This is a genomic window from Paramicrobacterium fandaimingii (genome assembly GCF_011751745.2).
Lineage (GTDB): Bacteria > Actinomycetota > Actinomycetes > Actinomycetales > Microbacteriaceae > Paramicrobacterium > Paramicrobacterium fandaimingii.
The window spans coordinates 1701571-1724744 of sequence record NZ_CP061170.1; the positions used below are offsets into that span (position 1 = coordinate 1701571).

Annotated in this window: 23 protein-coding genes; all 23 read right to left on the minus strand. The window is 63.5% G+C overall.

Features of this window, described 5'->3' with window-relative positions:
• Positions 1–35: 35 nt before the first annotated feature.
• The 23 genes from lgt to HCR84_RS08360 all read right to left on the minus strand — a co-directional run bounded on the left by lgt (position 36) and on the right by HCR84_RS08360 (position 23174).
• Positions 36–1016 (minus strand): prolipoprotein diacylglyceryl transferase, encoded by a 981-nt coding sequence (lgt, locus tag HCR84_RS08250; protein WP_166983601.1) that lies wholly within the window; start codon positions 1014–1016, stop codon positions 36–38.
• Positions 1010–1822, minus strand: coding sequence for a tryptophan synthase subunit alpha (trpA, locus tag HCR84_RS08255; RefSeq protein ID WP_434063559.1), 813 nt, complete (start codon positions 1820–1822; stop codon positions 1010–1012). The genes lgt and trpA overlap by 7 nt, the downstream gene beginning before the upstream one ends.
• Complete coding sequence (gene trpB, locus HCR84_RS08260; RefSeq protein ID WP_166983603.1) at positions 1816–3027, minus strand: tryptophan synthase subunit beta; 1212 nt, start codon at positions 3025–3027, stop codon at positions 1816–1818. The genes trpA and trpB overlap by 7 nt, the downstream gene beginning before the upstream one ends.
• Before the next feature lie 2 nt (positions 3028–3029).
• Positions 3030–3809, minus strand: coding sequence for an indole-3-glycerol phosphate synthase TrpC (gene trpC, locus HCR84_RS08265; RefSeq protein ID WP_166983604.1), 780 nt, complete (start codon positions 3807–3809; stop codon positions 3030–3032).
• Positions 3810–3813: 4 nt separating this feature from the next.
• Positions 3814–4044 (minus strand): DUF6704 family protein, encoded by a 231-nt coding sequence (locus HCR84_RS08270; RefSeq protein ID WP_166983605.1) that lies wholly within the window; start codon positions 4042–4044, stop codon positions 3814–3816.
• 43 nt (positions 4045–4087) lie between these two features.
• A complete protein-coding gene (locus HCR84_RS08275; RefSeq protein WP_166983606.1) occupies positions 4088–4675 on the minus strand; it encodes a Trp biosynthesis-associated membrane protein in 588 nt (195 codons plus the stop codon).
• Entirely contained in the window at positions 4672–6192 is a 1521-nt protein-coding gene (locus HCR84_RS08280) for an anthranilate synthase component I (protein ID WP_166983874.1), read from the minus strand. Before HCR84_RS08280 ends, HCR84_RS08275 begins: the two co-directional genes overlap by 4 nt.
• A 5-nt stretch (positions 6193–6197) precedes the next feature.
• Entirely contained in the window at positions 6198–6560 is a 363-nt protein-coding gene (gene hisI / locus HCR84_RS08285) for a phosphoribosyl-AMP cyclohydrolase (RefSeq protein WP_166983607.1), read from the minus strand.
• Positions 6557–7318 carry an imidazole glycerol phosphate synthase subunit HisF gene (gene hisF / locus HCR84_RS08290; RefSeq protein ID WP_166983608.1) on the minus strand — a complete coding sequence of 254 codons (762 nt, stop codon included), beginning with the start codon at positions 7316–7318 and terminating at the stop codon, positions 6557–6559. The genes hisI and hisF overlap by 4 nt, the downstream gene beginning before the upstream one ends.
• A gap of 11 nt (positions 7319–7329) precedes the next feature.
• Positions 7330–8169, minus strand: a complete 840-nt coding sequence (gene hisG, locus HCR84_RS08295) for an ATP phosphoribosyltransferase (protein WP_166983609.1) — start codon at positions 8167–8169, stop codon at positions 7330–7332.
• Between the two features lie 58 nt (positions 8170–8227).
• Positions 8228–8491: a phosphoribosyl-ATP diphosphatase gene (locus HCR84_RS08300; RefSeq protein WP_166983610.1), complete on the minus strand. Its 264-nt coding sequence runs from the start codon at positions 8489–8491 to the stop codon at positions 8228–8230.
• A gap of 52 nt (positions 8492–8543) precedes the next feature.
• Positions 8544–9209 (minus strand): ribulose-phosphate 3-epimerase, encoded by a 666-nt coding sequence (gene rpe / locus HCR84_RS08305; protein ID WP_195706706.1) that lies wholly within the window; start codon positions 9207–9209, stop codon positions 8544–8546.
• A gap of 9 nt (positions 9210–9218) precedes the next feature.
• Positions 9219–10649, minus strand: coding sequence for an RsmB/NOP family class I SAM-dependent RNA methyltransferase (locus HCR84_RS08310; protein WP_195706707.1), 1431 nt, complete (start codon positions 10647–10649; stop codon positions 9219–9221).
• Positions 10646–11581, minus strand: coding sequence for a methionyl-tRNA formyltransferase (gene fmt / locus HCR84_RS08315; protein ID WP_166983611.1), 936 nt, complete (start codon positions 11579–11581; stop codon positions 10646–10648). The genes HCR84_RS08310 and fmt overlap by 4 nt, the downstream gene beginning before the upstream one ends.
• Positions 11578–13524, minus strand: a complete 1947-nt coding sequence (locus HCR84_RS08320) for a primosomal protein N' family DNA-binding protein (RefSeq protein ID WP_166983612.1) — start codon at positions 13522–13524, stop codon at positions 11578–11580. The genes fmt and HCR84_RS08320 overlap by 4 nt, the downstream gene beginning before the upstream one ends.
• Positions 13521–14714 carry a methionine adenosyltransferase gene (gene metK / locus HCR84_RS08325; protein WP_166983613.1) on the minus strand — a complete coding sequence of 398 codons (1194 nt, stop codon included), beginning with the start codon at positions 14712–14714 and terminating at the stop codon, positions 13521–13523. Before metK ends, HCR84_RS08320 begins: the two co-directional genes overlap by 4 nt.
• 84 nt (positions 14715–14798) lie before the next feature.
• Positions 14799–15056 (minus strand): DNA-directed RNA polymerase subunit omega, encoded by a 258-nt coding sequence (rpoZ, locus tag HCR84_RS08330; protein WP_166983614.1) that lies wholly within the window; start codon positions 15054–15056, stop codon positions 14799–14801.
• 7 nt (positions 15057–15063) lie between these two features.
• Positions 15064–16035: a guanylate kinase gene (gmk, locus tag HCR84_RS08335; protein ID WP_235940846.1), complete on the minus strand. Its 972-nt coding sequence runs from the start codon at positions 16033–16035 to the stop codon at positions 15064–15066.
• Positions 16028–16876 (minus strand): orotidine-5'-phosphate decarboxylase, encoded by an 849-nt coding sequence (gene pyrF, locus HCR84_RS08340; RefSeq protein WP_166983615.1) that lies wholly within the window; start codon positions 16874–16876, stop codon positions 16028–16030. Before pyrF ends, gmk begins: the two co-directional genes overlap by 8 nt.
• A complete protein-coding gene (carB, locus tag HCR84_RS08345) occupies positions 16876–20148 on the minus strand; it encodes a carbamoyl-phosphate synthase large subunit (RefSeq protein ID WP_166983616.1) in 3273 nt (1090 codons plus the stop codon). Before carB ends, pyrF begins: the two co-directional genes overlap by 1 nt.
• Entirely contained in the window at positions 20148–21335 is a 1188-nt protein-coding gene (gene carA / locus HCR84_RS08350) for a glutamine-hydrolyzing carbamoyl-phosphate synthase small subunit (protein ID WP_166983617.1), read from the minus strand. Before carA ends, carB begins: the two co-directional genes overlap by 1 nt.
• Positions 21332–21856 carry a PH-like domain-containing protein gene (locus HCR84_RS08355; RefSeq protein ID WP_166983618.1) on the minus strand — a complete coding sequence of 175 codons (525 nt, stop codon included), beginning with the start codon at positions 21854–21856 and terminating at the stop codon, positions 21332–21334. Before HCR84_RS08355 ends, carA begins: the two co-directional genes overlap by 4 nt.
• The gene (locus tag HCR84_RS08360; RefSeq protein WP_166983876.1) at positions 21849–23174 is read right to left on the minus strand and encodes a dihydroorotase; all 1326 of its coding nucleotides are present in this window, start codon (positions 23172–23174) and stop codon (positions 21849–21851) included. Before HCR84_RS08360 ends, HCR84_RS08355 begins: the two co-directional genes overlap by 8 nt.

A 23174-nucleotide genomic window follows, 5' to 3' on the forward strand; every position in this document is an offset into this window, starting at 1 on the left:
CTGGTCTGATGTGGAGCCCGGCGGGCGGTGGCCGCTCAGGTCCGGTTCAACGAGTCTCGCTCGCTTGTGGCGGCTGGCTCTCCCTGATCGACGACTCCATCAGCATCGTCACTGAGATCGACATACACCGAATCAGGGGAATCTGAGTCTAACTCTCCGTCTGTTTCGGTCGTGTTACGTCCGGGCCGATACGCGCTCGGAACGAGGCCAGGGTGCCGTCTGGCCTGAACAAAGAAGATGACGATGCCGAGAACCACGGCGATGAGGGCGGCCCACACGTTGACCCGCAGTCCGAGAAATACCTCGCTCGGGTCGATGCGGATGGACTCCCAGACAACACGTCCGGCCCCGTACCAGATGAGGTAGACCGCGAGCTGTCTCCCCCATTGCAGAGTGAATCGGCGGCCGAGCCAAACGATCACAGCGGCACCGAGAAGGTTCCAGATGACCTCGTAGAGGAACGTCGGGTGAAAGAGGGTGCCCGCGGGAAGGCCGACCGGGTACGCGGGGTTTGACGCGTCGATCTCGAGCCCCCAGGGGAGATCGGTTGGCAGGCCGAAGAGCTCTTGGTTGAACCAGTTGCCAAAACGGCCGAATGCCTGAGCGACAAGCAGGGCGGGCGCCAGCGCGTCGGCGAAAACCGAGAAGCGCAGTCCAAGAACCCGGCAGCCGATCCACGCACCGATTCCACCACCGATCAGCGCCCCGAAGATAGCGATGCCGCCCTCCCAGATATAGAGAGTTCTCAGCAGATCTGCCCCGGGGTAGAAGTAGTCGTCTGGGTGCGTCAGCACATGGAAGATGCGTGCGCCGATGAGGCCAAGCGGTACGACCCAGAGCAGAAGGTCGATGATGATTCCGGGCTCGGCGCCACGTCGTGTGAGGCGGGCGTTGGTGATCAGCGTCGCCGCGATGATTCCAACGAGAATGCAGAGGGCATAGAAGTGAATCGTGAACGGCCCCAGCTGAATGAAGCTGACGTCGGGACTCGGAATGCTTGCGGGAAGGGTCACCATGAGCCTTTCAAAGTTTTTCGCGTGCGCGTCGTACCAGAGGCAAGTTGTGCGGCGAGTGCGCTGACGGCATCGACGCCGCCGTCGCCCAGCGCCCTCACGAGCGCTGAACCGACGATGGCTCCGTCGGCGTATTCCAACACCTCTCGAACCTGTTCGGGAGTCGAGATTCCCAGTCCGACGCAGGCATTCTCCACTCCGGCATCGCGTAGCCGCGATACGAGGGTGCGTGCCGCCGCATCGACGTCGGTGCGGGCGCCGGTGATGCCCATCGTGGAGACGGTGTAGACGAAGCCCCTGCTGAATTCCACGGCCTGTGCGAGCCGCGCATCGCTCGAAGACGGTGCAGCAAGAAATACTCGATCAAGGCCCGTGCGCTCCGACGCCGCGAGCCAATCGGATGCTTCGTCCGGAATGAGATCCGGCGTGATCAGGCCGGCACCGCCCGCATCGAGCAGATCATCGGCGAACCGTTCGACGCCATACTGAACCACGGGGTTCCAATAGGTCATCAGCAGCACGTCAGCATCGCATTCCGCCGTGATGCGCCTCACCGCTTCGAAAATGTGAGAGAGACGAAAACCATTCGCCAAGGCACGCTGCGTTGCAGATTGAATGACAGGGCCGTCCATGACGGGGTCGGAATAGGGGACGCCAAGCTCGAGAACGTCGACACCGGAACGGGCAATGCCGATGGCGGCGTCAATGCTCTCGTCGACAGTCGGAAATCCCAGGGGAAGATACCCGATGAGAGCGCCATCGCCCGATTCTCGTTTTGCCCGAAGCGTCTCGGATACACCGGTCACGATTGCTCGGCTCCTTCGTCGATCAGATTGAAGTAGGATCCCGCGGTCTCCATGTCTTTGTCGCCGCGGCCAGAGAGACTGACGAGAATGACCGCATCTGGCCCGAGTTCCCGACCAAGGGTCATCGTGCCGGCAAGTGCGTGCGCCGATTCGATTGCCGGAATGATTCCTTCAGTGCGGCTGAGCAGCCTGAGTGCATCCATGGCCGCAGCATCGGTGACCGGGCGATAAATAGCGCGTCCAGACGTGGCAAGCCAGGAGTGTTCTGGGCCGACACCGGGGTAGTCGAGACCCGCCGAGATCGAATGGGACTCGATCGTCTGTCCATCGTCGTCCTGCAGGAGGAAGCTTCGGGCGCCGTGCAGCATCCCGGGCCTCCCCTTCGTGATCGTCGCGGCATGGCGCGGCGTGTCAACACCGTCTCCAGCCGCCTCGAACCCATAGAGGTCGACGTCGGCGTCGTCGAGGAATGCGTGAAAGATTCCCATTGCGTTCGACCCTCCACCGACGCATGCTGTGACAGCATCCGGAAGCCGCCCGGTGAGGGCCAGTACCTGCTCGCGTGCCTCTTCGCCGATGATCTTCTGGAGATCGCGCACCATTGCGGGGAACGGGTGCGGACCGGCGACGGTTCCGAAGATGTAGTTTGTTGTCTCGACGTTGGTCACCCAGTCGCGCATTGCCTCATTGATGGCGTCTTTGAGCGTGCGCGACCCCGTCTTGACGGCGATCACCTCGGCACCGAGTAAGCGCATGCGTGCAACATTCAGTGCCTGTCGCTCTGTGTCGACCTCACCCATGTAGATGACGCAGTCCAGACCGAAAAGCGCTGCGGCCGTTGCCGTCGCGACGCCGTGCTGCCCTGCACCTGTCTCAGCGATGACGCGTGTCTTTCCCACGCGCTTTGTGAGAAGCGCCTGCCCGAGAACGTTATTGATCTTATGCGAGCCTGTGTGGTTGAGGTCTTCGCGCTTGAGGATGATTCGCGCGTTGCCTGCGTGCTCAGCAAAGCGCGGAACTTCGGTGATGGCCGAGGGGCGGCCGACGTAGTCGCGCAGCAAGGCATCGAGCTCGCGGTGAAACTCCGGATCGGCTTTTGCAGCCTCCCAGGCTGTCGTGAGTTCGTCGAGGGTGGCGATGAGCGATTCGGGGACGAAGCGGCCGCCGAACTCGCCAAAGTAGGGCCCCGAGCTGTTTCGCAGAGACATGGTCAGACCGCCAAGAAGGTTGTGAGTGTTGATACGGGGTCGCTCGTGACAAGCGCTTCCCCAATGAGAACGACATCCGCGCCCGACTGCCGGTAGTGAGCGACGTCTTTCGGAGCGGCGACCGCTGATTCGGCGACCTTGATCACTCCGGAGGGAATCGTCTCGGCCAGGGTGCCGAACAGATCGCGATCGAGCTCGAACGTCTTAAGGTTCCGGGCGTTGATTCCCACGAGTTTCGCATCGAGCTCGAGAGCTCGCTCGAGCTCCTCAGCCGTGTGCGCTTCGACGAGCGCCGTCATTCCAAGGCCGACGATGAGATCGTGAAGCGTGCGCAGCCGCGTCTGATGGAGCGCCGCAACGATCAACAGCACAATGTCTGCGCCCGCCGCGCGTGCCTCGAGCACCTGGTACGGTTCCGACACGAAATCTTTGCGCAACACGGGGATCGACACTGTCGACTTCACCGAACGGAGGTCATCAAGAGAACCCTTGAAGCGTCTCTCCTCTGTCAGCACGCTGATCGCGCTGGCGCCACCTTCCTCGTAGAGAGATGCGAGCCGCGCCGGGTCAGGGATTTCTGCAAGATCGCCGCGGGAGGGGCTGGCGCGTTTGACCTCTGCGATGATCTTCACTCGATCGGCCGGTGCTAAAGCGGCAAGCGCATCACGGGCGGGAGCAGCCGCGACAGCCGCGGCTTCAATGCGCTCGAGAGGCAGGGCCTGCTCTCGGGCACGAGCATCGGCCCGCGCTCCTTCTGTGAGCTCCGCCAGGAGATCAGTCACCGGTTCAGTGGTCCTTCGGCAGATAGCGAGGTCCGTTGACTCCGAAACCGACCTTCTTCAAGATCCAACCGACGATGAGGCCGATGACGAGCAGAACGGCAGCTGCGATGACTCCGTATGTCTGGCCGAGAAAAAGCATGGTCGTGCCGATGCAGAATGCGACGAGCATGATGATCACGGCGGTCCATGCGGCCGGTGAGTGGCCGTGGCCGGGGTCGATCGATTCGGGGGTCACGTGAACTCCTTTACTGACGGTGGGTCGCCGTTAAGTCTATCTGCTACTGAGTGGGGTCCTCACCGCGACTCAGCTCATCCCAGCTGTCGACGGCATCATGCGTCTCGCTGGGCTGCGCTGTCGACGGCGCGTCGAACTTGCGACCCGACGTTGGCCAGAGCCTGCCCGTCGCCGCAACGGCTATTCCCAGCAGTGCAAGCACGACGCCGGCCACGATCGCGATAAACGGCCAGACGGTCGCGCTGCTCTGCGACACCAGATCGTGGGCTGCGGAGTTTCCGGCGACGCCCGTGAATTCGGTGATCGTCTTCGAACTAGCTCCGGCCGGATCGCTCACGGCAAGGACAGCCGAGAGCACGAGGCAGCCGCCGATGAGAACCTCGAGAACACCGAAGATCACGCGCAGCACGCGGCCAGCGATCGCCAGCGCGCCGCCGAGGGCCAGGCCGGCGAGGCCGAGCGCGGCAACCGCCGGGCCCGCTGCCTCACCGGGAACAGCGACGGCCGTTCCGGCGTGGCTGTTCTGAACGAGAGTCAGGGAGAACCACGTCTGCGTCCAGGTGAGGAGGGCGACACCGCTCACGGCCAGTGTGGCGAGAAGCAGGATGCCCTTGATGCGACGCCCGTTCATCTTTCCCCGATTCGAACCATGGCATCAGCGATCGCGACAGCTCGCAACGGAGCTGCCGCCTTATTGCACGACTCCTGATACTCCGACTCGGCGACCGAATCCGCCACAAGTCCGCCTCCGGCCTGCACGATCGCCGTTCCATTCATGAGAGTTGCCGTGCGGATGGCGATGGCGAGGTCTGTCTCACCCGAGAAGCCGATGTACCCGACGACACCGCCGTAGACGCCGCGCTGCGCAGGCTCAAGCTCGTCGATGATCTGCAGTGCTCGTGGTTTCGGTGCTCCCGACAGCGTTCCGGCGGGAAACGTTGCGCGGAAGATGTCGATCGGCGTCATTTCCGGTCGAAGCTTGCCTTCAACGCTTGAGACGAGATGCATGATGTGGCTAAAGCGTTCGACGCGCATGAATTCGGTGACGTCGACCGTGCCCGGAACGCAGACTTTTGCCAGATCGTTGCGTGCAAGATCGACGAGCATGAGATGCTCAGCACGTTCTTTATCGTCTGAGCGGAGAGTTCGCTCGAACGCGGCGTCTTCGTCTGGCGTGCTCCCCCGTGGCTGAGACCCGGCAATCGGATGCGTGACGACGTGCCCGCCTTGCGATTTCACGAGAGCTTCAGGCGAGGACCCGACGATCGCGTAGGGGGTACCCGTCGGTGTCTCGAGGCTCAGAAGGTACATGTAGGGGCTCGGGTTCAGCGTGCGCAGCATCCGATAGACATCGATCGGTCGGGCGTCGCTGTCCATCTCGAACCGCTGCGAGAGCACAACCTGAAAGATGTCACCCTCTCGAATGTACGATTTGCTCTTTTCGACAGCGGCAAGAAAGTCTTCTTTCGGCGTGCGGTGTCGGGGCTCAGGCTCGACAGCGAAATCGACGTCGGCAAGCTGCGCATCACTTGGGCGGGCGATCGTCGTTTGCATGTCGGTAAGCCGCGTCTGAGCGTCATTCCACAGATCGTCGAGCGCTGTCGAGTCGGCGAGCACGTTCGCGATCAGCTGCACGGTTCCACGGCGGTGATCGAGCACGACGAGATCGGAGACGAAGCACATCGCCTGACCTGGTATCGGGTGCTCGGCGACGGGCGCATTCGGAAGGCGCTCAATCTGACGAACGGACTCCCACCCGAGAAACCCGACAAGACCACCCGTGAGAGGCGGAAGCTCGGGAATCGATTCGCCTGACCACCGCCGAGTGAGCTCACCGACGGCCTCAAGCGGCGCGAGGTCGTCGAGGTCGCCGACGGCCCGCTCGGCGGAGAGGCCGTAATCGAGCCATTGGGCCGTGTCGCCCGACTGCGTCAGGACACCGTAGGAGGAAACGCCGACGAATGAGTAGCGCGACCAGATCCCGCCCTCGGCTGATTCAAGAAGGAAGCTGCCGGGGGTGCCGTCGGCAAGCTTGCGATAGAGACCGACGGGAGTCTCGCTGTCTGCGAAGATCTCGCGCACAACAGGCACAACCCGCATGCGCGACGCACGGTCGATGAACTGCTCCCGCGTCGTTGTCGACGGCATTCCCGTCATGACGCGTCGTCCTTCATCACGACAGGATCGAGCACGTCGGCATCGAAGCAGGTGTGGGCACCGGTATGGCAGGCCGCGCCGATCTGCTCGACGGAGACGAGGATCGTGTCGGCGTCGCAGTCAAGGGCTGCCTGCTTGACGTATTGAACGTGACCAGACGTGTCGCCCTTGCGCCAGTACTCGCCGCGGGACCGGGACCAGAATGTCACGCGGCCGGATGTCAGAGTGCGGCGGAGCGCCTCGGCATCCATGTACCCGAGCATGAGCACCTCACGCGTGTCCCACTGTTGGATGATGGCGGGCAGAAGGCCGTCATCAGCGAACTGAGCACGGTCGATGATGCCGTCAACGTCGTTCATCGAACGCTCGCCCCCTGTGCGGTAAGTGCGTCCTTGACGTCGGCGATCGTCAACTGCCCCGAGTGAAAGACGCTCGCGGCGAGCAGCGCGTCTGCGCCCGCGTCGATGGCCGGTGGGAAGTGCTCGGGGGCCCCGGCACCACCGGACGCGATGACGGGAACTCGACAGTTCTCGCGCACGAGCGAAATGAGTTCGAGATCGAACCCGTCTTGTGTGCCGTCTGCGTCGATCGAGTTGACGAGCAGCTCACCTGCGCCGCGATCCGCGGCTTCACGAACCCACTCGACGGCGTCAATCTCTGTGGTTCGGCGACCGCCGTGTGTCGTGACAACGAAGCCGGAAGGCATGTTCTCGGCACGCTTGATATCGAGTGAGAGCACGAGAACCTGGGCGCCGAAGCGGTCGGCGATCTCGCCAATCAGATCCGGGCGCGCGATAGCGGCGCTATTCACGCCCACCTTGTCAGCTCCGTGTGCCTGAAGGCGCGACACGTCGTCGACCGAGCGGACGCCTCCCCCGACGGTGAGTGGAATGAACACCTTTTCAGCTGTGGAACGGACGACATCGTACATTGTGCCGCGTCCCTCAACGGTTGCCGACACATCGAGGAACGTGAGCTCGTCTGCGCCTTGTTCGTAATAGCGTTGGGCAAGCTCGACGGGGTCACCCTGATCGCGCAGATTCTTGAAATTGACGCCCTTGACGACACGTCCGTCTGACACGTCGAGACAGGGAATCACTCGAACAGCGAGAGTCATGCGAATACCTCCTACAGGCGGGCTGCGTGAATGGCGCTGACGAGAATCGCCCGGGCGCCCAGTCCATAGAGCGCGTCCATAATCTGATTCATGTCTTTGCGCGGAACCATGACGCGCACAGCTACCCAGTCAGGATCTTTGAGCGGCGAGACGGTGGGTGACTCCATGCCGTGGGCGACCTCGGTCGCGCGCTCAAGCAGGGATGCCGGCAGGTCGTAGTCCATGAGCACGTACCGCCGCGCAACGAGAACACCCTGCAGCCGTCTCAGGAGCACATCGGTTCCCGGCTTCTGCTCGGGAGCTGAGATGACGACGGCCGTTGAGTCGAGGATGACGGGGCCGAAGATATCGAGCCCGGCGTTGCGCAGCGTCGTTCCCGTCGAGACGACGTCGGCGACGGCGTCCGCAACCCCGAGGTCGACGGCAGACTCGACAGCGCCATCGAGCTTCACAAGCTCGACCGACACACCGTGGCGCGCAAGAAACTCTCCGACCAGCCCGGTGTAGCTCGTGGCCACCCTCATGCCGTCGAGATCGGCAAGCTCGCTGAAGCGACCGACAGGGCCTGCGAAGCGAAACGTGGAATCGGCGAAGTCGAGGGCGGCGACCTCCGAAGCAGGCGACGCAGAATCAAGCAGGAGGTCGCGCCCGGTGATGCCGGCATCGAGGGCACCCGAGCCGACATACGTGGCGATGTCGCGGGGGCGGAGGTAAAAGAACTCCACGTCATTTCTCGCGTCAATGAGGTGAAGCGCTTTGGGGTCGGTGCGGGTGAGGTACCCGGCTTCAACCAGCATTCCTGCGGCCGTCTCGGCAAGCGAGCCCTTGTTGGGCACTGCGATTCGCAACATTCGGTTCGTGCTCTCGTGTCGGGGAACGTCGGGTGTGGATGCCGGTGAACGGTGAGCCTCACAGATGTCGGTAGACGTCTTCGAGACGCAGCCCCTTCGCGAGCATCATCACCTGCACGTGGTACAGAAGCTGAGACATCTCTTCGGCCGCGGCCTCGTCGGACTCATGCTCCGATGCCATCCACACTTCGGCAGCCTCTTCGACGATCTTCTTTCCGATAGAGTGCACGCCGCTGTCAAGCTCGGCGACCGTGCGCGAACCGGCTGGGCGGTTCGCTGCTTTGTCGCTCAGCTCGGCAAACAGCTCGTCGAAAGTCTTCACACGTCAAGCCTACTCGGTCGCGGAGGGTGTCCGTTCGGCAGACGGCGGCCGCTCACCGGTGGGTGTGTGCGGCTGCCCGCTCACGCAGCATCCGGATTTTGTCTGCCGGTTCTCCCCCGGCGAAGACGCTGGAACCGGCGACAAACGTGTCTGCGCCGTTCTGCGCGGCAACCTCAATCGTGTCGAGGGTGATGCCGCCGTCAACCTGCAGCCAGATGTCGAGCTCGTCGCGGTCGGCGGCCTCGCGAACTGCGCTGAGCTTCGGCATCATCTCGTGTTTGAAACTCTGCCCACCGAAGCCCGGCTCGACGGTCATCACGAGAACCTGGTCGAACTCAGGAAGCAGCTCGAGATACGGCTCAACAGCGGTGTCGGGTTTGAGCGCGAGTCCGGCGCGGGCACCGATCTTTCGCAGTTTCCGTGCGAGTCCGACGGGGTCAGCGGCCGCCTCCGCGTGAAACGTCACCGAGAACGCACCTGTCTCTGCGTAATCGGGCGCCCATCTGTCGGCGTCGTCGATCATCAGGTGCACGTCGAGCGGAATCGGCGAAACCTCTTGAATGCGCTGCACCATGGGGAGCCCAAAGGTGAGATTCGGAACGAAATGGTTGTCCATCACGTCAACGTGCACGAGATCTGCGTCGGCGATTCGGCCGAGGTCACGCTCGAAATTGACGAAATCGGCGGAGAGGATGCTGGGGTTGATACGCGCGGCCATGGCTTGATCTTACCGATCTGACTTACGCAGAAGCGCGACGTACATGGCATCGGTTCCGTGCCTGTGCGGCCAGAGCTGAACATTCGGAATCGCCGGTGACCGTGTCGGGTCGGGCTCGCCGAGATCGATGTCTCCGACGATGCTGCGCAGAACGTCGGGCGCGTTGATCGCTGTCACCGTGCCGTGCATGCGCCGAAGCACGTCGCCCACGATGGCACGCGTCTCTCCCAGATGTGGCGAGCAGGTCACATACGCGATGGTTCCGCCCGGAGCTGTCGCGGCGATTGCCGATCGAAGCAGCTCTGCCTGAAGTGCCGAGAGGTCGGCGACATCGCTCGGCTGCTTGCGCCACCGGGCCTCGGGGCGCCGGCGAAGGGCGCCGAGGCCGGTGCAGGGGGCATCGACGAGCACCCGGTGATAGGTATCTGGATGCTGCGAACCGAGTTCGCGGCCGTCGCTCGTGAGCACCTCGACGATGTTGTCAAAGGGCTGCACGGCACGTCGCACGAGGTCGGCGCGGCCTGGCGCCACCTCGTTGGCGTCGAGAGTCGCTCCGCCGCGGGCGGCCTCGGCTGCGAGAAGTGCGCTCTTGCCGCCAGGGCCCGCGCAGAGATCGAGCCACTTCTCGCCCTGCCGCACCGGCGCCACTCTGCTGAGCATGAGTGCGGCAAGCTGCGACCCCTCGTCTTGCACACGCAGCGTGCCGTGAGAACCTCCGACGACAGCATCCGGGTCACCCGTGCCCAGTCGAAACCCAACGGGAGAGTACGCGTCCGGCTCTGCTTTCTCGGGCAGCTCAGCGGCTCCGGGCAATGCGACGAGGTTCACTCGTGGCGCATCGTTGTCTGCGGCGAGGAGCGCCTCGAGCTCGTCGCCGCGGCCTTCCGCTTCGAGAGCGGTGCCGAATGCTCTGACGATCCAGGTCGGATGCGCGTGTTCGATGGCCAGCGCTTCTGACTTGTTCGTGACTCCCTCTCGAAGACGCGCAGTCCATGTGGAATCGTCGTCACGCGAGATTGTGCGAAGCACGCCGTTAACGAACCCCGCCGACGACTGACTCGCGTGCTTTCGTGCGAGCGCAACGGACTCGTTGACCGCCGCGTGGGGAGCGACGCGCATAGCGAGAAGTTGGTGAGCACCGAGTCTGAGACTGTTGCGCACAGGAACATCGATGTGGTCAATCGGGCGCTGTGATGCGCGTTCGATGATGGCGTCGTAGTGCCCGCGGCGGCGAAGCGTTCCGTAACAGAGCTCCGTTGCCAGGGCCGAGTCGTTGGGCGCGAGCTTGGCGCGCCGTATGTCGTGCGGAAGCAGCAGGTTTGCATACGCATCGTCGGCATCGACAGCCATGAGCACGCCGAAGGCGACCTGGCGAGATGGCTGGATGCTGTTGGAGCCTCGGGGACGCTGGGGCCGCGGCTTGCGGGTCGGCGCGCTCATTCGTTCTCCTCCACGTCTGCGCTGAGCTTCTGGTGCCGCAGCCCACGCCACCAGTCTGCCGCGTTCATCGCGGCCCTTCCTGCGGGTTGCACCCGTGTGAGCACGATCGGCGTTGTGCCCGTTCCGAGCACCACCTGGCGACCGTCGAGGGCGAATTCGCCGGGCGAAAGCGGCGACGCGGCGTCGTCGCTGCGAGTGGCGGCGAGAACCTTAAATCGCTCGCCGCCAACGGAGATGTGAGCTCCTGGCTCCGGAGTCACTCCGCGGAACCTGTTGAACACGCTCTCGGCAGATTCTCGAAGGTCGAGACGCCCGTCAGCGAGTGTGAGCTTCTCGGCGTAGCGGGAGGCACCGACCTGCGGCCGAGGCTGCAGCGTGCGCGACTCAATGCCATCGACAGCGGCGAGGAGGTCTGCCGCACCGCTGACTGCCATTCGGGCAAGCAGCTCCCCCGCAGTCTCATCATCGGTGATGGACGTCGTCGTCGCGTTCCAGATATCTCCCTCATCGAGGCCGGGCGTCAGCTGAAACACCGTTGTGTCGATTGTCGTGTCTCCGTTGATCAGCGCACGCTGAACGGGTGCCGCGCCACGCCACAAAGGCAATGCCGAGAAGTGCAGGTTCACCCAGCCGCCGGCCGGAGTCGACAGCAGCGGTTCTCTCACAAGGCCGCCATAGGCGACGATCACACCAAGATCGACGTCAAGCGAAGCAACCTGCGCTGTGACCTCAGCGCCCAGGCGATTTGCCTTGATCACGGGAAGGTCGAGCTCGGTCGCTTTGAGAGCAACGGGCGAGGGTGTGAGGGTCCGTTTGCGCCCCTGAGGGGAGTCTTCTCGCGTGATCACCGCGCAGACGCTGTGGTGCGAACGAGCGAGTGCGTGCAGGGAAGGGACAGCGGCCGCTGGAGTGCCGGCAAAGACGATTTTCACGTCACGAGCTCCGTTTCGTCAAAGCGAATGCGCAACGTCGGTGGGGGTCTGTAACCGCCTTTGGCCGAAGGGCCTCGTCGACGTTTCGTTGCGTTGGCAACGATAGCTGCTCGAAGGGACCGCGCGATCTCTGCTCCGGCAGCGTAGTCAAACCGAACAATCGACCGCACGCCGCCCTCGGCACGCTCATTCGGACCGAGAACGTCCCGGTACAGCTCCGCATCGAGGCCGGAGACGGCGGCATCAACGGCCGCCAGGTCACCGCTGACAGACACTGTTCGTACGGCAGGCGGAAAGCTGAGTTCACGGCGATCGGCAAGCTCCTCCGCGGCGAAGGCCGCCGACGTCCACGTAGCGAAAGCCGTTCCGAGTCGGCCTCCGACTCCGACGAGGATCACGGGGGCGCCGTTTGCGGCAAGCGCCGCCGCGTTCGACCACCATCGCAGACAATCGCCAGCGATCGTGAGCGCCTCACGCGCGAGCATCCGATCACCGTCGAGAAGCAGAACCGCACTGTAACCGTTTTCGGCGATCGGTTCGGCTCCCCTGGTGGCGACGACGAGTGCGGGCCGGGCGGGAATGCGCTCGAGCGGATGATCGCCGTCTGCTGTAATGACTGTGGTGCCGGGAAATGCCCGGCCGAGTTCCTCCGTTGTGCGTGCGGAACCGCGTGTCACAAGCCGCAGGCGGGTATCGCCGCATTCGTCGCAGCGCCAATCAGCGGACAGCGCGCCACAGAGCGCGCAGTGCGGAGCCTGCCCCGCCTTCTGGATGCTAAGGGCGCCCCCGCAGGCTCGGCAGCGCGCCCCGGTGCGGCAGCGTTGGCAGGCGACGACCGGCGCGTATCCGGGACGGGCGACTTGAACGAGCACCGGGCCGCTCTCCAGCGCAGAGCGCGCGGCTTTCCACGCAGACGAGGGGATTCTCGCGGCATCGCCATTCGACGCCGGGTCCGTGAGCGTCACTCGCGGTTGAGTATGGCGTTCCGGTGCGAGAGCCCGAAACCAGCCGATTTCGACAAGGCGCTGGCACTCGACGCTGCGGGTGTGCGACAGCAGTATGAGCGCGCACCCGGAGTCCTGCTGCCTGACGAGCGCGGCATCTCGTGCGTGCACGTAGGGCGCGAGCGGCTCAGAGTGCAGATCGTCACCGTCGTCCCAGAGCATGATGGCATCGAGGTCGGACGCGGGTGCGTAGACGGCCGAGCGGTTGCCGATGATCACCCTCGGCCCCGGACGGAGGCAGTCGAGAAAAGCACGATAACGCTGCGCAGCCGGCTGTTTGGCGTCGAGTCGTGACACGAGCCTCGAGGGCACGAACGACCTGAGCGCGGTCAGCACCTGATCTTGGTCGCGATAATCAGGAACAACGATGATGATCTTGCGCCCCCGTGCCAGCACCTGGGTCGCCAGCTCCGCTGCCGACTGGGCCCATCGCCCGACGGTGTCACCGTTCGGTGTCAGGCACAGCTGCGGAATGGCGGAGATGGCAACTCTCTCCCCCGGCGCAACGGCAGACGAGGCGTCGGAATAGCCTGCCAGAGGCAGGGGCGCGACCGTGTCGTCTGCCGGCTCGGCCTCGAGCCAGGCCTTCTCGACCCTCACGTGTCGTTTTGGTACGGCCAGGCGAACGATGTCGCTTGCACTTCCAGCAGCACGATCGGCAACCGCGCGCGCCACACGCCAGACTTCCGGAGCGAGAACGGGAACGGCCGAGACAAGGCTCTCGAGGGTGCTGAGTTCGCCGTCGAATGAGCTCGAGTCCGTGAGCTCGATGACGTACGCATCGGCGATGCGTCCTCCTGAGCGCAACGGAACGCGTACGCGGCATCCGACCCCGATGTACTCTGCAAGTGACTCGGGAACCGCATAGTCGAAGAGGTGATCGAGTGCCGGCACCGGGGAATCGATCATGACCCGGGCGACACGCACGGTCGCTGTCACAACCCGGATGCTGCCCGCAGGTCGGCGGCGCGATCGGTTGTCTCCCACGTGAAGTCGGGCAGCTCCCGACCGAAGTGACCATACGCCGCGGTCTGTGCGTAAATCGGGCGCAGCAGGTTCAGCTGGTCGATGATGGCACCGGGCCGAAGATCGAAGACCTCGTTGATGGCCGTGACAATGCTCTGATCGGGCACGCGGCCCGTGCCGAACGTCTCAACGTAGAGGCCGACCGGGGCTGCCTTTCCGATGGCGTACGCGACCTGCACTTCGATGCGGTCGGCGAGCCCGGCAGCCACCGCGTTCTTGGCGACCCAGCGCATGGCGTAGGTAGCCGAGCGGTCGACTTTCGACGGGTCTTTTCCGCTGAAGGCGCCGCCGCCGTGGCGTGCGGAACCTCCGTAGGTGTCAATGATCACCTTGCGCCCCGTGAGTCCGGCGTCTCCCTTGGGGCCGCCGAGCACGAACGTTCCCGTTGGATTGATGAACTGCTCGTACGCGCTCGTGTCGAGATCGAGCGGCTCGAGCACAGGGGCGATCACGTGCTCGTGAACCTCCCGGCGAATCTGCTCCGTCGAAACCTCGGGAGCATGCTGGGTTGAAAGCACGATGGTTTTCACCGCACGCGGAATGTCGCCGTCGTAGCCGACGGTGACCTGCGTCTTTCCGTCCGGACGCAGGTAGTCGAGTTCTCCCGCCTTGCGCACCGTGGCCAACCGCTCGGAGAGCCTGTGTGCGATCCAGATCGGCATGGGCATGAGCTCGGGCGTTTCGTTCGATGCGTATCCGAACATGATTCCTTGGTCGCCGGCGCCCTGACGGTCGTAACGATCAACCGACGACTGTTCGCGTGCCTCAAACGCATCGTCGACTCCCTGTGCAATGTCGGGAGACTGTGCACCGATCGACACGGAGATGCCACACGAGTCCGCGTCGAATCCGGTTTCGCTCGACGTGTAGCCGATTCGCCGAATGACGTCGCGCACGATCGCGGGAATCTCGACGTACCCGTGCGTCGAGACTTCACCCGCGACATGAACGAGCCCCGTCGTCACCAGCGTTTCCACGGCTACCCTGCTGTGCGCATCGGCAGCGAGCAAGGCATCGAGAATGCTGTCGGAGATCTGATCGCAGATTTTGTCTGGGTGGCCCTCTGTGACGGATTCAGAGGTGAAGAGTCGCAATTCGGTCATTCGTCGGTCCCTACGGTCTCGAGCCTGCGCAGAGAAATGTCGGTGGCTCCAGCATCCGCTGCACCACCGACATTCCAGAAAGAATTACTCAGAGATTGGACGCAGAACCAGCTTGTCCTCGTTGATCTCGTGCAGTGCAACGGACAGCGGCTTGTCTTCAACCGTCGAGTCGACGAGCGGGCCGACGTTGTCAAAGAGACTGCCTTCGTGCAGGTCTGCATAGTAGTCGTTGATCTGGCGTGCACGCTTCGAAGCGAAGATCACGAGCTGGTACTTCGAATCGACTTTGGACAGCAGTTCGTCGATCGGCGGGTCAATGATTCCCTTGGGCTTGTCGGCCATAGTGTGGTCACACTCCTCGTGCGGTGTTTGCGGCGGTTGGTGCAGCGTCAGGATGTGCCCGGCGAGGGCCCCGGCCGCGAGTCTTTATCAATTCTACGACTTCTTGCGCTGCTTCGCCGACAGTGGTGTTCGTCACTCGGAAATCGAACTCGTCTTGAGCGGCCAATTCGACCTGTGCTGAGTCGAGGCGACGGGCCCGTTCAACGGCATCCTCTGTTCCTCTGCCGACAAGTCTGCGCACGAGTTCATCCCAGCTGGGAGGCAGCAGAAAGACCAGCGTCGCCTCCGGCATTCTGGCGCGAACTTGGCGTGCGCCCTGCAGGTCGATCTCGAGCAGAACGCTCTTGCCTTCCGACAGGGCTTTCTCGATGGGCGCACGCGGAGTGCCGTAACGATACGAGTTGTGAACCTTCGCGTATTCGAGCAGCTCCCCCGCCTCGATCAGCCGGTCGAACTCTGCATCGTCGACGAAATAGTAGTTCACGCCGTCGGACTCGCCAGGACGCGGAGCTCTCGTCGTGGCCGAGACGCTCAGAAGCACATCAGGGTAGTTGTCTCTGATGTGCGCAGCGACGGTTCCTTTGCCAACGGCGGTGGGGCCGGCGAGCACGACAAGACGGCTGCGGCGCCGAGATCTGTTCGTCGATTCCCTGTGCTGCAGAAAGGCAGTGAGGCGGTGGCGCTGGTGGACGCCGAGCCCGCCAATGCGCTTTGCCCGCGAGATGCGAAGGTCCGAGAGGATGCGGTCGAGCTTCGTCGTTCCGATTGCGGGAACGCTGATGAGCAGGTCAGTGATGCGCATGCGTCCTTCGACGCCCTCGGGATCAGTGAATCCTGCATCGAGTACGTCGAGGGCGGACCGATGTCCGGCTGCGACGTCGGATTTCACGGCGGCGCGTGCTCGCCTGGCAGCCACGGCGGCTCGGGATGCGGCAAGGCGATCCACCTCTGGTGGACGCCGACTCGACGGTTCAGACAATGGACTCCCTCACTTCAGTGGCACGCTGTGCGGCCACGCGCGCAATATCATCAGGCCCGGCTGACAGGATACTTCGGGATTCGCTGACGATCACCCCCGGAGAAAGCTGACCGTAGATTCTCGAGGCATCGCCGACCCGTGCACCCTGATAGCCAAATCCAGGGGCGAGAACCGGAAGAATCGGATCGAATGTCGTATTCGTGTCGATTCCGAAAGTGCTCAATTCAAGAGTAGCCCCCGCGACGATTCCAATGTCGCCCAGTCGCTGCTCGAGATTCTCGGCATTGCGTTTCGAGACCCCCGAGACGATGTCGCTCGCCACAGTGGTTCCGCTCGAGGTCACCGAGCTCTGCAGCGTCGCAGCTTCAGGGTTGGACGTCGCCGCAAGCACGAACGCGCCCTTGCCGTTCTGACGCGCTGTGTCAAACGTCTCGCTGAGCGACTCGACCCCAAGGTACGGATTGAGCGTGACGGCATCGGCTTCGAGAGGCGACCCGGGCGTCAGCCAGGCTGAAGCGTAACCGCGCATGCTCGAGCCGATTTCACCGCGCTTCACATCAGCGATCACCAGCAGCTGCGCTGCACGAGCGGCGGCGAGAACATCCTCGAGCGCAGCGTAGCCAGCCGATCCGAACCGCTCGAAGAACGCCACTTGCGGTTTGACGATGCCGACGGCACCGTTTGCCGCATCAACGGTGCGCAACCCGAACTGGCGCGCACCGTCTGCGCTGTCGGGAAGCCCCCACGACGCCAGCAGGTGGGGGTGCGGGTCGATGCCGAGGCACAGGGGCCCGCACGCGTCGAAGACGCACGCGAGGCGGTCGCCGAACGCAGCCGACATCACACGAGATCCCGTGCGCGCTGGTAATCCTGCAGGCTTGTCACGTTGAACCCGGCGCGAATCGCACCGAAGGAGGCGACAGCGGCAGACAGCTCGGCAACAGTGGTGAACAGCGGTTTGTCCGCGGCGACGGCCGCGGCCCGAATCTCGTAGCCGTCGGCCCGTGCCGAGCTGCCGCTTGGTGTGTTCACGACGATGTCCACCTCGTTGCGATCAATGAGATCGACGATGCTCTCGCCTCCGTCGCTCACCTTGTTCACCGTGCGCGTCGGCACACCGTATCGGGTGAGCACACCGGCCGTGCCCTCTGTCGCGAGAATCGTGAATCCGAGCTCGTGAAGGCGCAGCACCGATTGGACGACCGAGCGCTTGTCGTTGTCAGAGACAGACACGAAGACGGTCCCCTCGAGAGGTAGCCCGCCATACGCTGCCTCCTGGCTCTTCGCGAACGCCGTCGGGAAGTCCTTGTCGATTCCCATGACTTCGCCTGTCGAGCGCATCTCCGGTCCGAGCACCGAATCCACGACGCCGCCATCGCGGGTGCGGAAGCGCTTGAACGGCAGCACGGCCTCCTTGACGGAGACGGGCGAATCCATGGGGATGCGGGAGCCGTCGGACTCGGGGATCAGACCGGTGCGAACAAGGTCGTCGACAGTCGATCCGGTCATGATCCGCGAAGCAGCCTTTGCCAGCGGAATGCCGAGTGCCTTCGACACGAAGGGCACGGTGCGCGATGCGCGCGGGTTTGCCTCGAGCACATAGAGAACTCCCTGGCCGATGGCGAACTGCACGTTCAACAGGCCGCGAACCCCGATCCCCTGCGCGATGGCGAGCGTTGCGTCACGCACGGCATCGATCTGCACGGTTCCGAGCGTCACGGGCGGAAGCGTGCAGCTTGAATCACCCGAATGGATACCGGCCTCTTCGATGTGCTCCATGATGCCGCCGATGTACAGGCGCTCGCCGTCGTAAAGGGCATCGACGTCGATCTCGATTGCGTCGTCAAGGAACCGATCGACGAGCAGAGGATGGTCGGGTCCAACGATTCCCTGGTGAGCAATGCGGCGGAAGTAGTCGACGAGCGCGCTGCGCTCGTACACTATCTCCATTCCCCGACCGCCAAGCACGAAGCTGGGGCGTACGAGTACGGGATACCCGATGTCCTCGGCGATGGCAAGGGCGTCCTCCTCGTTTGTCGCCGTGCCGTTGCGCGGTGCGAGGAGCCCAGCCTCGTCGAGGATGCGTGAAAACTGCCCGCGCTCTTCAGCCGATTCGATGGCTTCTGGAGTGGTACCGAGAATGGGGATGCCGTTCGCTTTGAGCCCTTCTGCAAGGCTCAGCGCCGTCTGACCTCCGAGCTGCACGATGACGCCGACGAGTTCGCCCGAGCGCGATTCTGCGTGGATGACCTCCAGCACGTCTTCCAGAGTGAGCGGCTCGAAGTAGAGCCGGTCACTCGTGTCGTAGTCCGTTGACACCGTCTCGGGGTTGCAGTTGATCATAATCGTCTCGAAGCCAGCGTCTCGCAGCGCGAACGAGGCGTGCACGCACGAGTAATCGAACTCGACTCCCTGCCCGATGCGGTTCGGGCCCGAGCCGAGAATGACAACCTTGCGCCTGTCGCTCGGCTCGACCTCGGTCTCGGTGTCGTAGCTCGAGTAGTGATACGGCGTGAGCGCCGGAAACTCGCCCGCACAGGTGTCAACGGTCTTGAAGACTGGCCGCACGCCAAGCAGATGCCGCACTTCGCGCACCTGGTCGTCGGCGAATCCGCGCAGCTGCCCGATCTGCGCGTCGGAGAAGCCGTGGTTCTTCGCCGCACGCATGACCGTTCCATCCAGCATCGCGGCGTCACGAATGTACTGAGCGACCTCGTTGATCAGAGCGATTTGGTCGATAAACCACGGATCGATCTTTGTTGCATCGAAGATCTGCTCTGACGTTGCGCCCTTGCGCATTGCCTGTTGCACAAGCACGATTCGACCGTCGGTCGGCGTGGCGATCTCTGTGAGAAGCTCGTCGACCGTGCGCTCCTCGTCGCCCCAGTGAAAGGACGAACCGCGCTTCTCGAGGGAGCGCAGGGCTTTCTGGAGGGCTGTCGCGTAATTGCGCCCGATTGCCATGGCCTCGCCGACGGATTTCATTGTCGTCGTCAGCGTGGGGTCGGCGGCAGGGAACTTCTCGAATGCGAAGCGCGGCACCTTGACGACGACGTAGTCGAGTGTCGGCTCGAAGCTCGCCGGTGTGACCTGCGTGATGTCGTTGGGGATCTCGTCGAGGCGGTAGCCAATCGCGAGCTTTGCCGCAATCTTCGCGATGGGGAAGCCCGTCGCCTTCGATGCAAGCGCGCTCGACCGAGACACACGTGGGTTCATCTCGATGACGATGACCCGACCATTGCTCGGGTCAATGGCAAATTGGATGTTGCAGCCTCCTGTATCGACTCCGACGGCGCGGATGATGTCGATTCCGATGTCGCGCAGGTTCTGAAACTCGCGGTCGGTCAGCGTGAGGGCGGGAGCAACGGTGATCGAGTCGCCGGTGTGCACACCAACAGGGTCGACGTTTTCGATCGAGCACACGACAACGGTGTTGTCAGCGGAATCGCGCATGAGCTCGAGCTCATACTCCTTCCAGCCGAGGATGGATTCCTCGAGAAGTACCTCGTGAGTCGGACTCTGATGGATGCCGTCGCCGGCGATGCGCACGAGATCCTTCTCGTTGTAGGCGAAGCCGGAGCCGAGCCCGCCCATGGTGAACGACGGCCTGACGACGAGAGGGTACCCGAGCTCGTTTGCGTACCGCTTCGCCTGCTCGAGGTCTGTCGCAATGTACGACTTCGCAACTTCTGCCCCGCACTCGACGACGAGGTCTTTGAATACCTGGCGATCTTCTCCCTTGTGGATAGCCTCGAAGCTCGCACCGATGAGCTCGACGTCATATTTCTCGAGGATGCCGTTGTTGTGCAGATCGATCGCGGCGTTGAGAGCTGTCTGCCCGCCAAGGGTCGGAAGAATGGCGTCGGGCTTCTCCTTGGCGATGATCGTTTCAATCACCTGCCAGGAGATCGGTTCGACATAGGTTGCGTCAGCAAAGTCCGGATCGGTCATGATCGTCGCGGGGTTGGAGTTCACGAGGATCACGCGCACGCCCTCTTCGCGAAGCACGCGGCAGGCCTGAGTTCCCGAGTAATCGAATTCGCAGGCCTGGCCGATCACGATCGGACCCGACCCGATGACCAGAACGCTGTTGATGTCGTCGCGCTTCGGCATTAGTTGTTCTCTCCTGCGTTGTTCGTCGTGTCGGTGTGATCGGCCTGCGCGATGACCATCTCGCGGAATCGATCGAAGAGGTACATCGCGTCGTGCGGTCCGGCGGCGGACTCGGGGTGGTATTGAACGCTGAACGCGGGAATGTCGAGGCAGTTGAGGCCCTCGACGACATTGTCGTTGAGTCCGTAGTGGCTGACCTCGACGCGGCCAAAGCCTTCGGCCGATTCGCTGACGCCCTCAAGAGGTGCATCGACGGCGAACCCATGGTTATGCGAGGTGATTTCAACCTTCCCCGTGCTCTTGTCGAGCACAGGCTGGTTGATGCCCCTGTGGCCGAAGGGCAGCTTGTATGTTCCGAAGCCCAGTGCGCGGCCGAGAAGCTGATTGCCGAAGCAGATGCCGAAGTACGGAATCCCCTCCCTGAGCACGGTGCGGAGCATGTTCACGTGGCGATCCGATGCTCCCGGATCGCCGGGGCCGTTTGAATAGAAGAGCGCGCTGGGAGCGAGGGCGAGAATTTCCTCGGCCGAGCTGTCTTCCGGAAGCACGTGAACCTCAAAGCCGCGCTCGGCGAGGTAGCGCACGGTCGAGGTCTTGACGCCGAGGTCGAGCACGGCGACAGAGCCGATGCGCTCTCCGACTGGTGCCATCGTGTAATGCTCTCGCGTTGACACATCTGCCGAGAGGTTGAGTCCCGACATCTCGATGCTGCCCCGCACCATGTCGAGCTGCTCGGAATCGGAGAGCGACAGAGAGTCTCCCGAGAAGATTCCGGCGCGCATGGCGCCGCCCGAGCGGATGCGACGGGTCACTGCTCGCGTGTCGATGCCGGAGATGCCCACGATGCCGTCGGTGAGAAGGTCGTTGTCGAGGCTGCTCTCGGCTCGGAAGTTCGAGACGACGCGAGAGGGGTCGCGAACGACGAAGCCGGAGACCCAGATGCGGGAGGACTCCTCGTCGTCGGCATTGACCCCCGTGTTGCCGATATGCGGTGCCGTCATCATGACGATCTGGCCCGCGTACGACGGGTCGGTGAGGGTCTCCTGGTACCCGGTCATCCCCGTCGCGAAGACGACCTCTCCGAGCGTTGAGCCCGTTGAACCGTAAGCATCGCCCGAGTATCGGGTGCCGTCTTCGAGCAGAAGGACAGCGGGCGGTTTGGGGCTGAAGAATGTTTGCGTTGTCATGCGTTGCTTTCGCTTTCAAGATCCGAGCGCGCTCGGTCAGTCGGAATGAGGTGTCTGATGGCGGCAAGAGCGCGAGGTTGGTCGGCGGATACGCGGAAGCGAACGTAGCTGTCGCACTCCGATCCGTCGAGTAGCGTCCACGCGATGCAGACGAGCCCGCCTGGCTCCACAACACGGTCGATGGCTACCTGTGCCGTGTGCGCCGAGCGCAGTGAGGCTGCGGGCAGAAATGCCGGTCGCTCGCCTGTGACGGCGAGAGATGCGCCCGCAGGAGCGATGCTGAGCGTTCCGACGCCGCGAAAACCAAGCCCGGGCAGCGCGAGCCGTTCAAGAGGCTCGCCAGAGCGCGTCGTGGCGACATACTGAATGTCATATGCATCGCTCGGAGCGAAGCTCTCGGGCACGGGAGACAGAGCGTGCTCAGCGTCGCGCGCCGTGCGTCGTCGCCAGGATCGCCACATAATGCCGAAAAGCACGATGACGATTCCAGCGGTGATGAGGCCAGGGATGAGCTTATCCATGGAAAGTCGCCTCCTGGATGACAGCCTCCGGCGCCTTCAGCTCGCCGTTGTCGAGCGTGATGCGACCATTGTGCATCGTCGTCACGACACGGCCGGGCAGCTGGCGACCGAGGTATGGGGAGTTTGCGCTGCGCCCCTTGAGCGAGCTCGGAGTGAACTCGTCGGCGGCCGAGTCGTCGTACAGCACGATGTTTGCGCTGCTTCCCACCGCCAACAGCTCGCCCTGGCCAGACAGCATGCCGATTCGCGCTGGTTCGCGACTCAGCACGCGCTCGACGTCCGTCCAGCCCAGCTGCCCCGTTGCGACGACGGACTGGTGAACGACCCGCAGGGCGGATTCGAGCCCGACCATGCCGTTCGCAGCGGCATCCCACTCGCATTGCTTGTTCTCAGCCGGATGCGGTGCATGATCCGTTGCGACGATATCGATGGTGCCATCGGCAAGTGCCGCCCGGACTGCCGTGACATCTTCCATCGTTCGCAGCGGTGGGTTCACTTTGTAGCGTGCATCGTATCCGGCGACGAGGTCATCTGTCAGCAGCAAGTGGTGCGGAGTGACCTCGGCGGTGACGGGGATGCCGCGGGCTTTCGCCCAGCGAATCACCTCAACGCTTCCTGCCGTCGACACGTGGCACACGTGCAGACGCGATCCGACGTGCTCGGCAAGCAGAACGTCGCGCGCGATGATCGATTCCTCGGCGACGGCAGGCCAGCCCGTGAGGCCGAGCTCTGCAGAGCGGACGCCCTCGTTCATCTGCGCGCCTTCGGTCAGACGTGGGTCTTGCGCATGCTGCGCGATGACGCCGCCGAATGCCTTCACATACTCGAGGGCGCGCCGCATGAGCAGCGGATCAGAGACGCAGAAGCCGTCGTCCGAGAAGACGCGCACGCGCGCTCGGGATGACGCCATGGCGCCGAGCTCTGCGAGACGCTCTCCCTTGAGGCCGATGGTGACGGCGCCGATGGGCTGCACCGTGGCGTAGCCGGCGCGGTAGCCCAGCTCCAGCTCCTGCTCGACGACTCCGGCAGTGTCGGCGACGGGCGATGTGTTCGCCATCGCGAATACAGCGGTGAAGCCACCGGCTGCTGCCGCTTGGGTTCCCGTGAGCACCGTCTCGCTCTGCTCGAACCCCGGTTCCCGCAAGTGCGTGTGCAGATCGACGAGGCCGGGCAGAGCGAGAAGCCCGTCGGCGTCGATGCGCTCGGCTCCTGCCGGGGCCGAGAGGGAGCCCAACTCGGTGATGACTCCGTTCTCGACAAGGATGTCGGTCGGCTGCCCATCGGATCGCCGAGCGCCCGCAATGAACTGTGTTGACAT

Bases quoted from the DNA above. Each gene is read 5' to 3' on its own strand.
- lgt (WP_166983601.1), bottom strand. From the start codon at position 1,016: ATGGTGACCCTTCCCGCAAGCATTCCGAGTCCCGACGTCAGCTTCATT.
- trpB (WP_166983603.1), bottom strand. From the start codon at position 3,027: ATGTCTCTGCGAAACAGCTCGGGGCCCTACTTTGGCGAGTTCGGCGGC.
- HCR84_RS08275 (WP_166983606.1), bottom strand. From the start codon at position 4,675: ATGAACGGGCGTCGCATCAAGGGCATCCTGCTTCTCGCCACACTGGCC.
- HCR84_RS08280 (WP_166983874.1), bottom strand. From the start codon at position 6,192: ATGCCGTCGACAACGACGCGGGAGCAGTTCATCGACCGTGCGTCGCGC.
- hisI (WP_166983607.1), bottom strand. From the start codon at position 6,560: ATGAACGACGTTGACGGCATCATCGACCGTGCTCAGTTCGCTGATGAC.
- hisF (WP_166983608.1), bottom strand. From the start codon at position 7,318: ATGACTCTCGCTGTTCGAGTGATTCCCTGTCTCGACGTGTCAGACGGA.
- hisG (WP_166983609.1), bottom strand. From the start codon at position 8,169: ATGTTGCGAATCGCAGTGCCCAACAAGGGCTCGCTTGCCGAGACGGCC.
- rpe (WP_195706706.1), bottom strand. From the start codon at position 9,209: ATGGCCGCGCGTATCAACCCCAGCATCCTCTCCGCCGATTTCGTCAAT.
- HCR84_RS08310 (WP_195706707.1), bottom strand. From the start codon at position 10,649: ATGAGCGCGCCGACCCGCAAGCCGCGGCCCCAGCGTCCCCGAGGCTCC.
- metK (WP_166983613.1), bottom strand. From the start codon at position 14,714: ATGACCGAATTGCGACTCTTCACCTCTGAATCCGTCACAGAGGGCCAC.
- rpoZ (WP_166983614.1), bottom strand. From the start codon at position 15,056: ATGGCCGACAAGCCCAAGGGAATCATTGACCCGCCGATCGACGAACTG.
- pyrF (WP_166983615.1), bottom strand. From the start codon at position 16,876: ATGTCGGCTGCGTTCGGCGACCGCCTCGCGTGCGTCTTCGACGCGTGC.
- carB (WP_166983616.1), bottom strand. From the start codon at position 20,148: ATGCCGAAGCGCGACGACATCAACAGCGTTCTGGTCATCGGGTCGGGT.
- carA (WP_166983617.1), bottom strand. From the start codon at position 21,335: ATGACAACGCAAACATTCTTCAGCCCCAAACCGCCCGCTGTCCTTCTG.
- HCR84_RS08355 (WP_166983618.1), bottom strand. From the start codon at position 21,856: ATGGATAAGCTCATCCCTGGCCTCATCACCGCTGGAATCGTCATCGTG.
- HCR84_RS08360 (WP_166983876.1), bottom strand. From the start codon at position 23,174: ATGTCAACACAGTTCATTGCGGGCGCTCGGCGATCCGATGGGCAGCCG.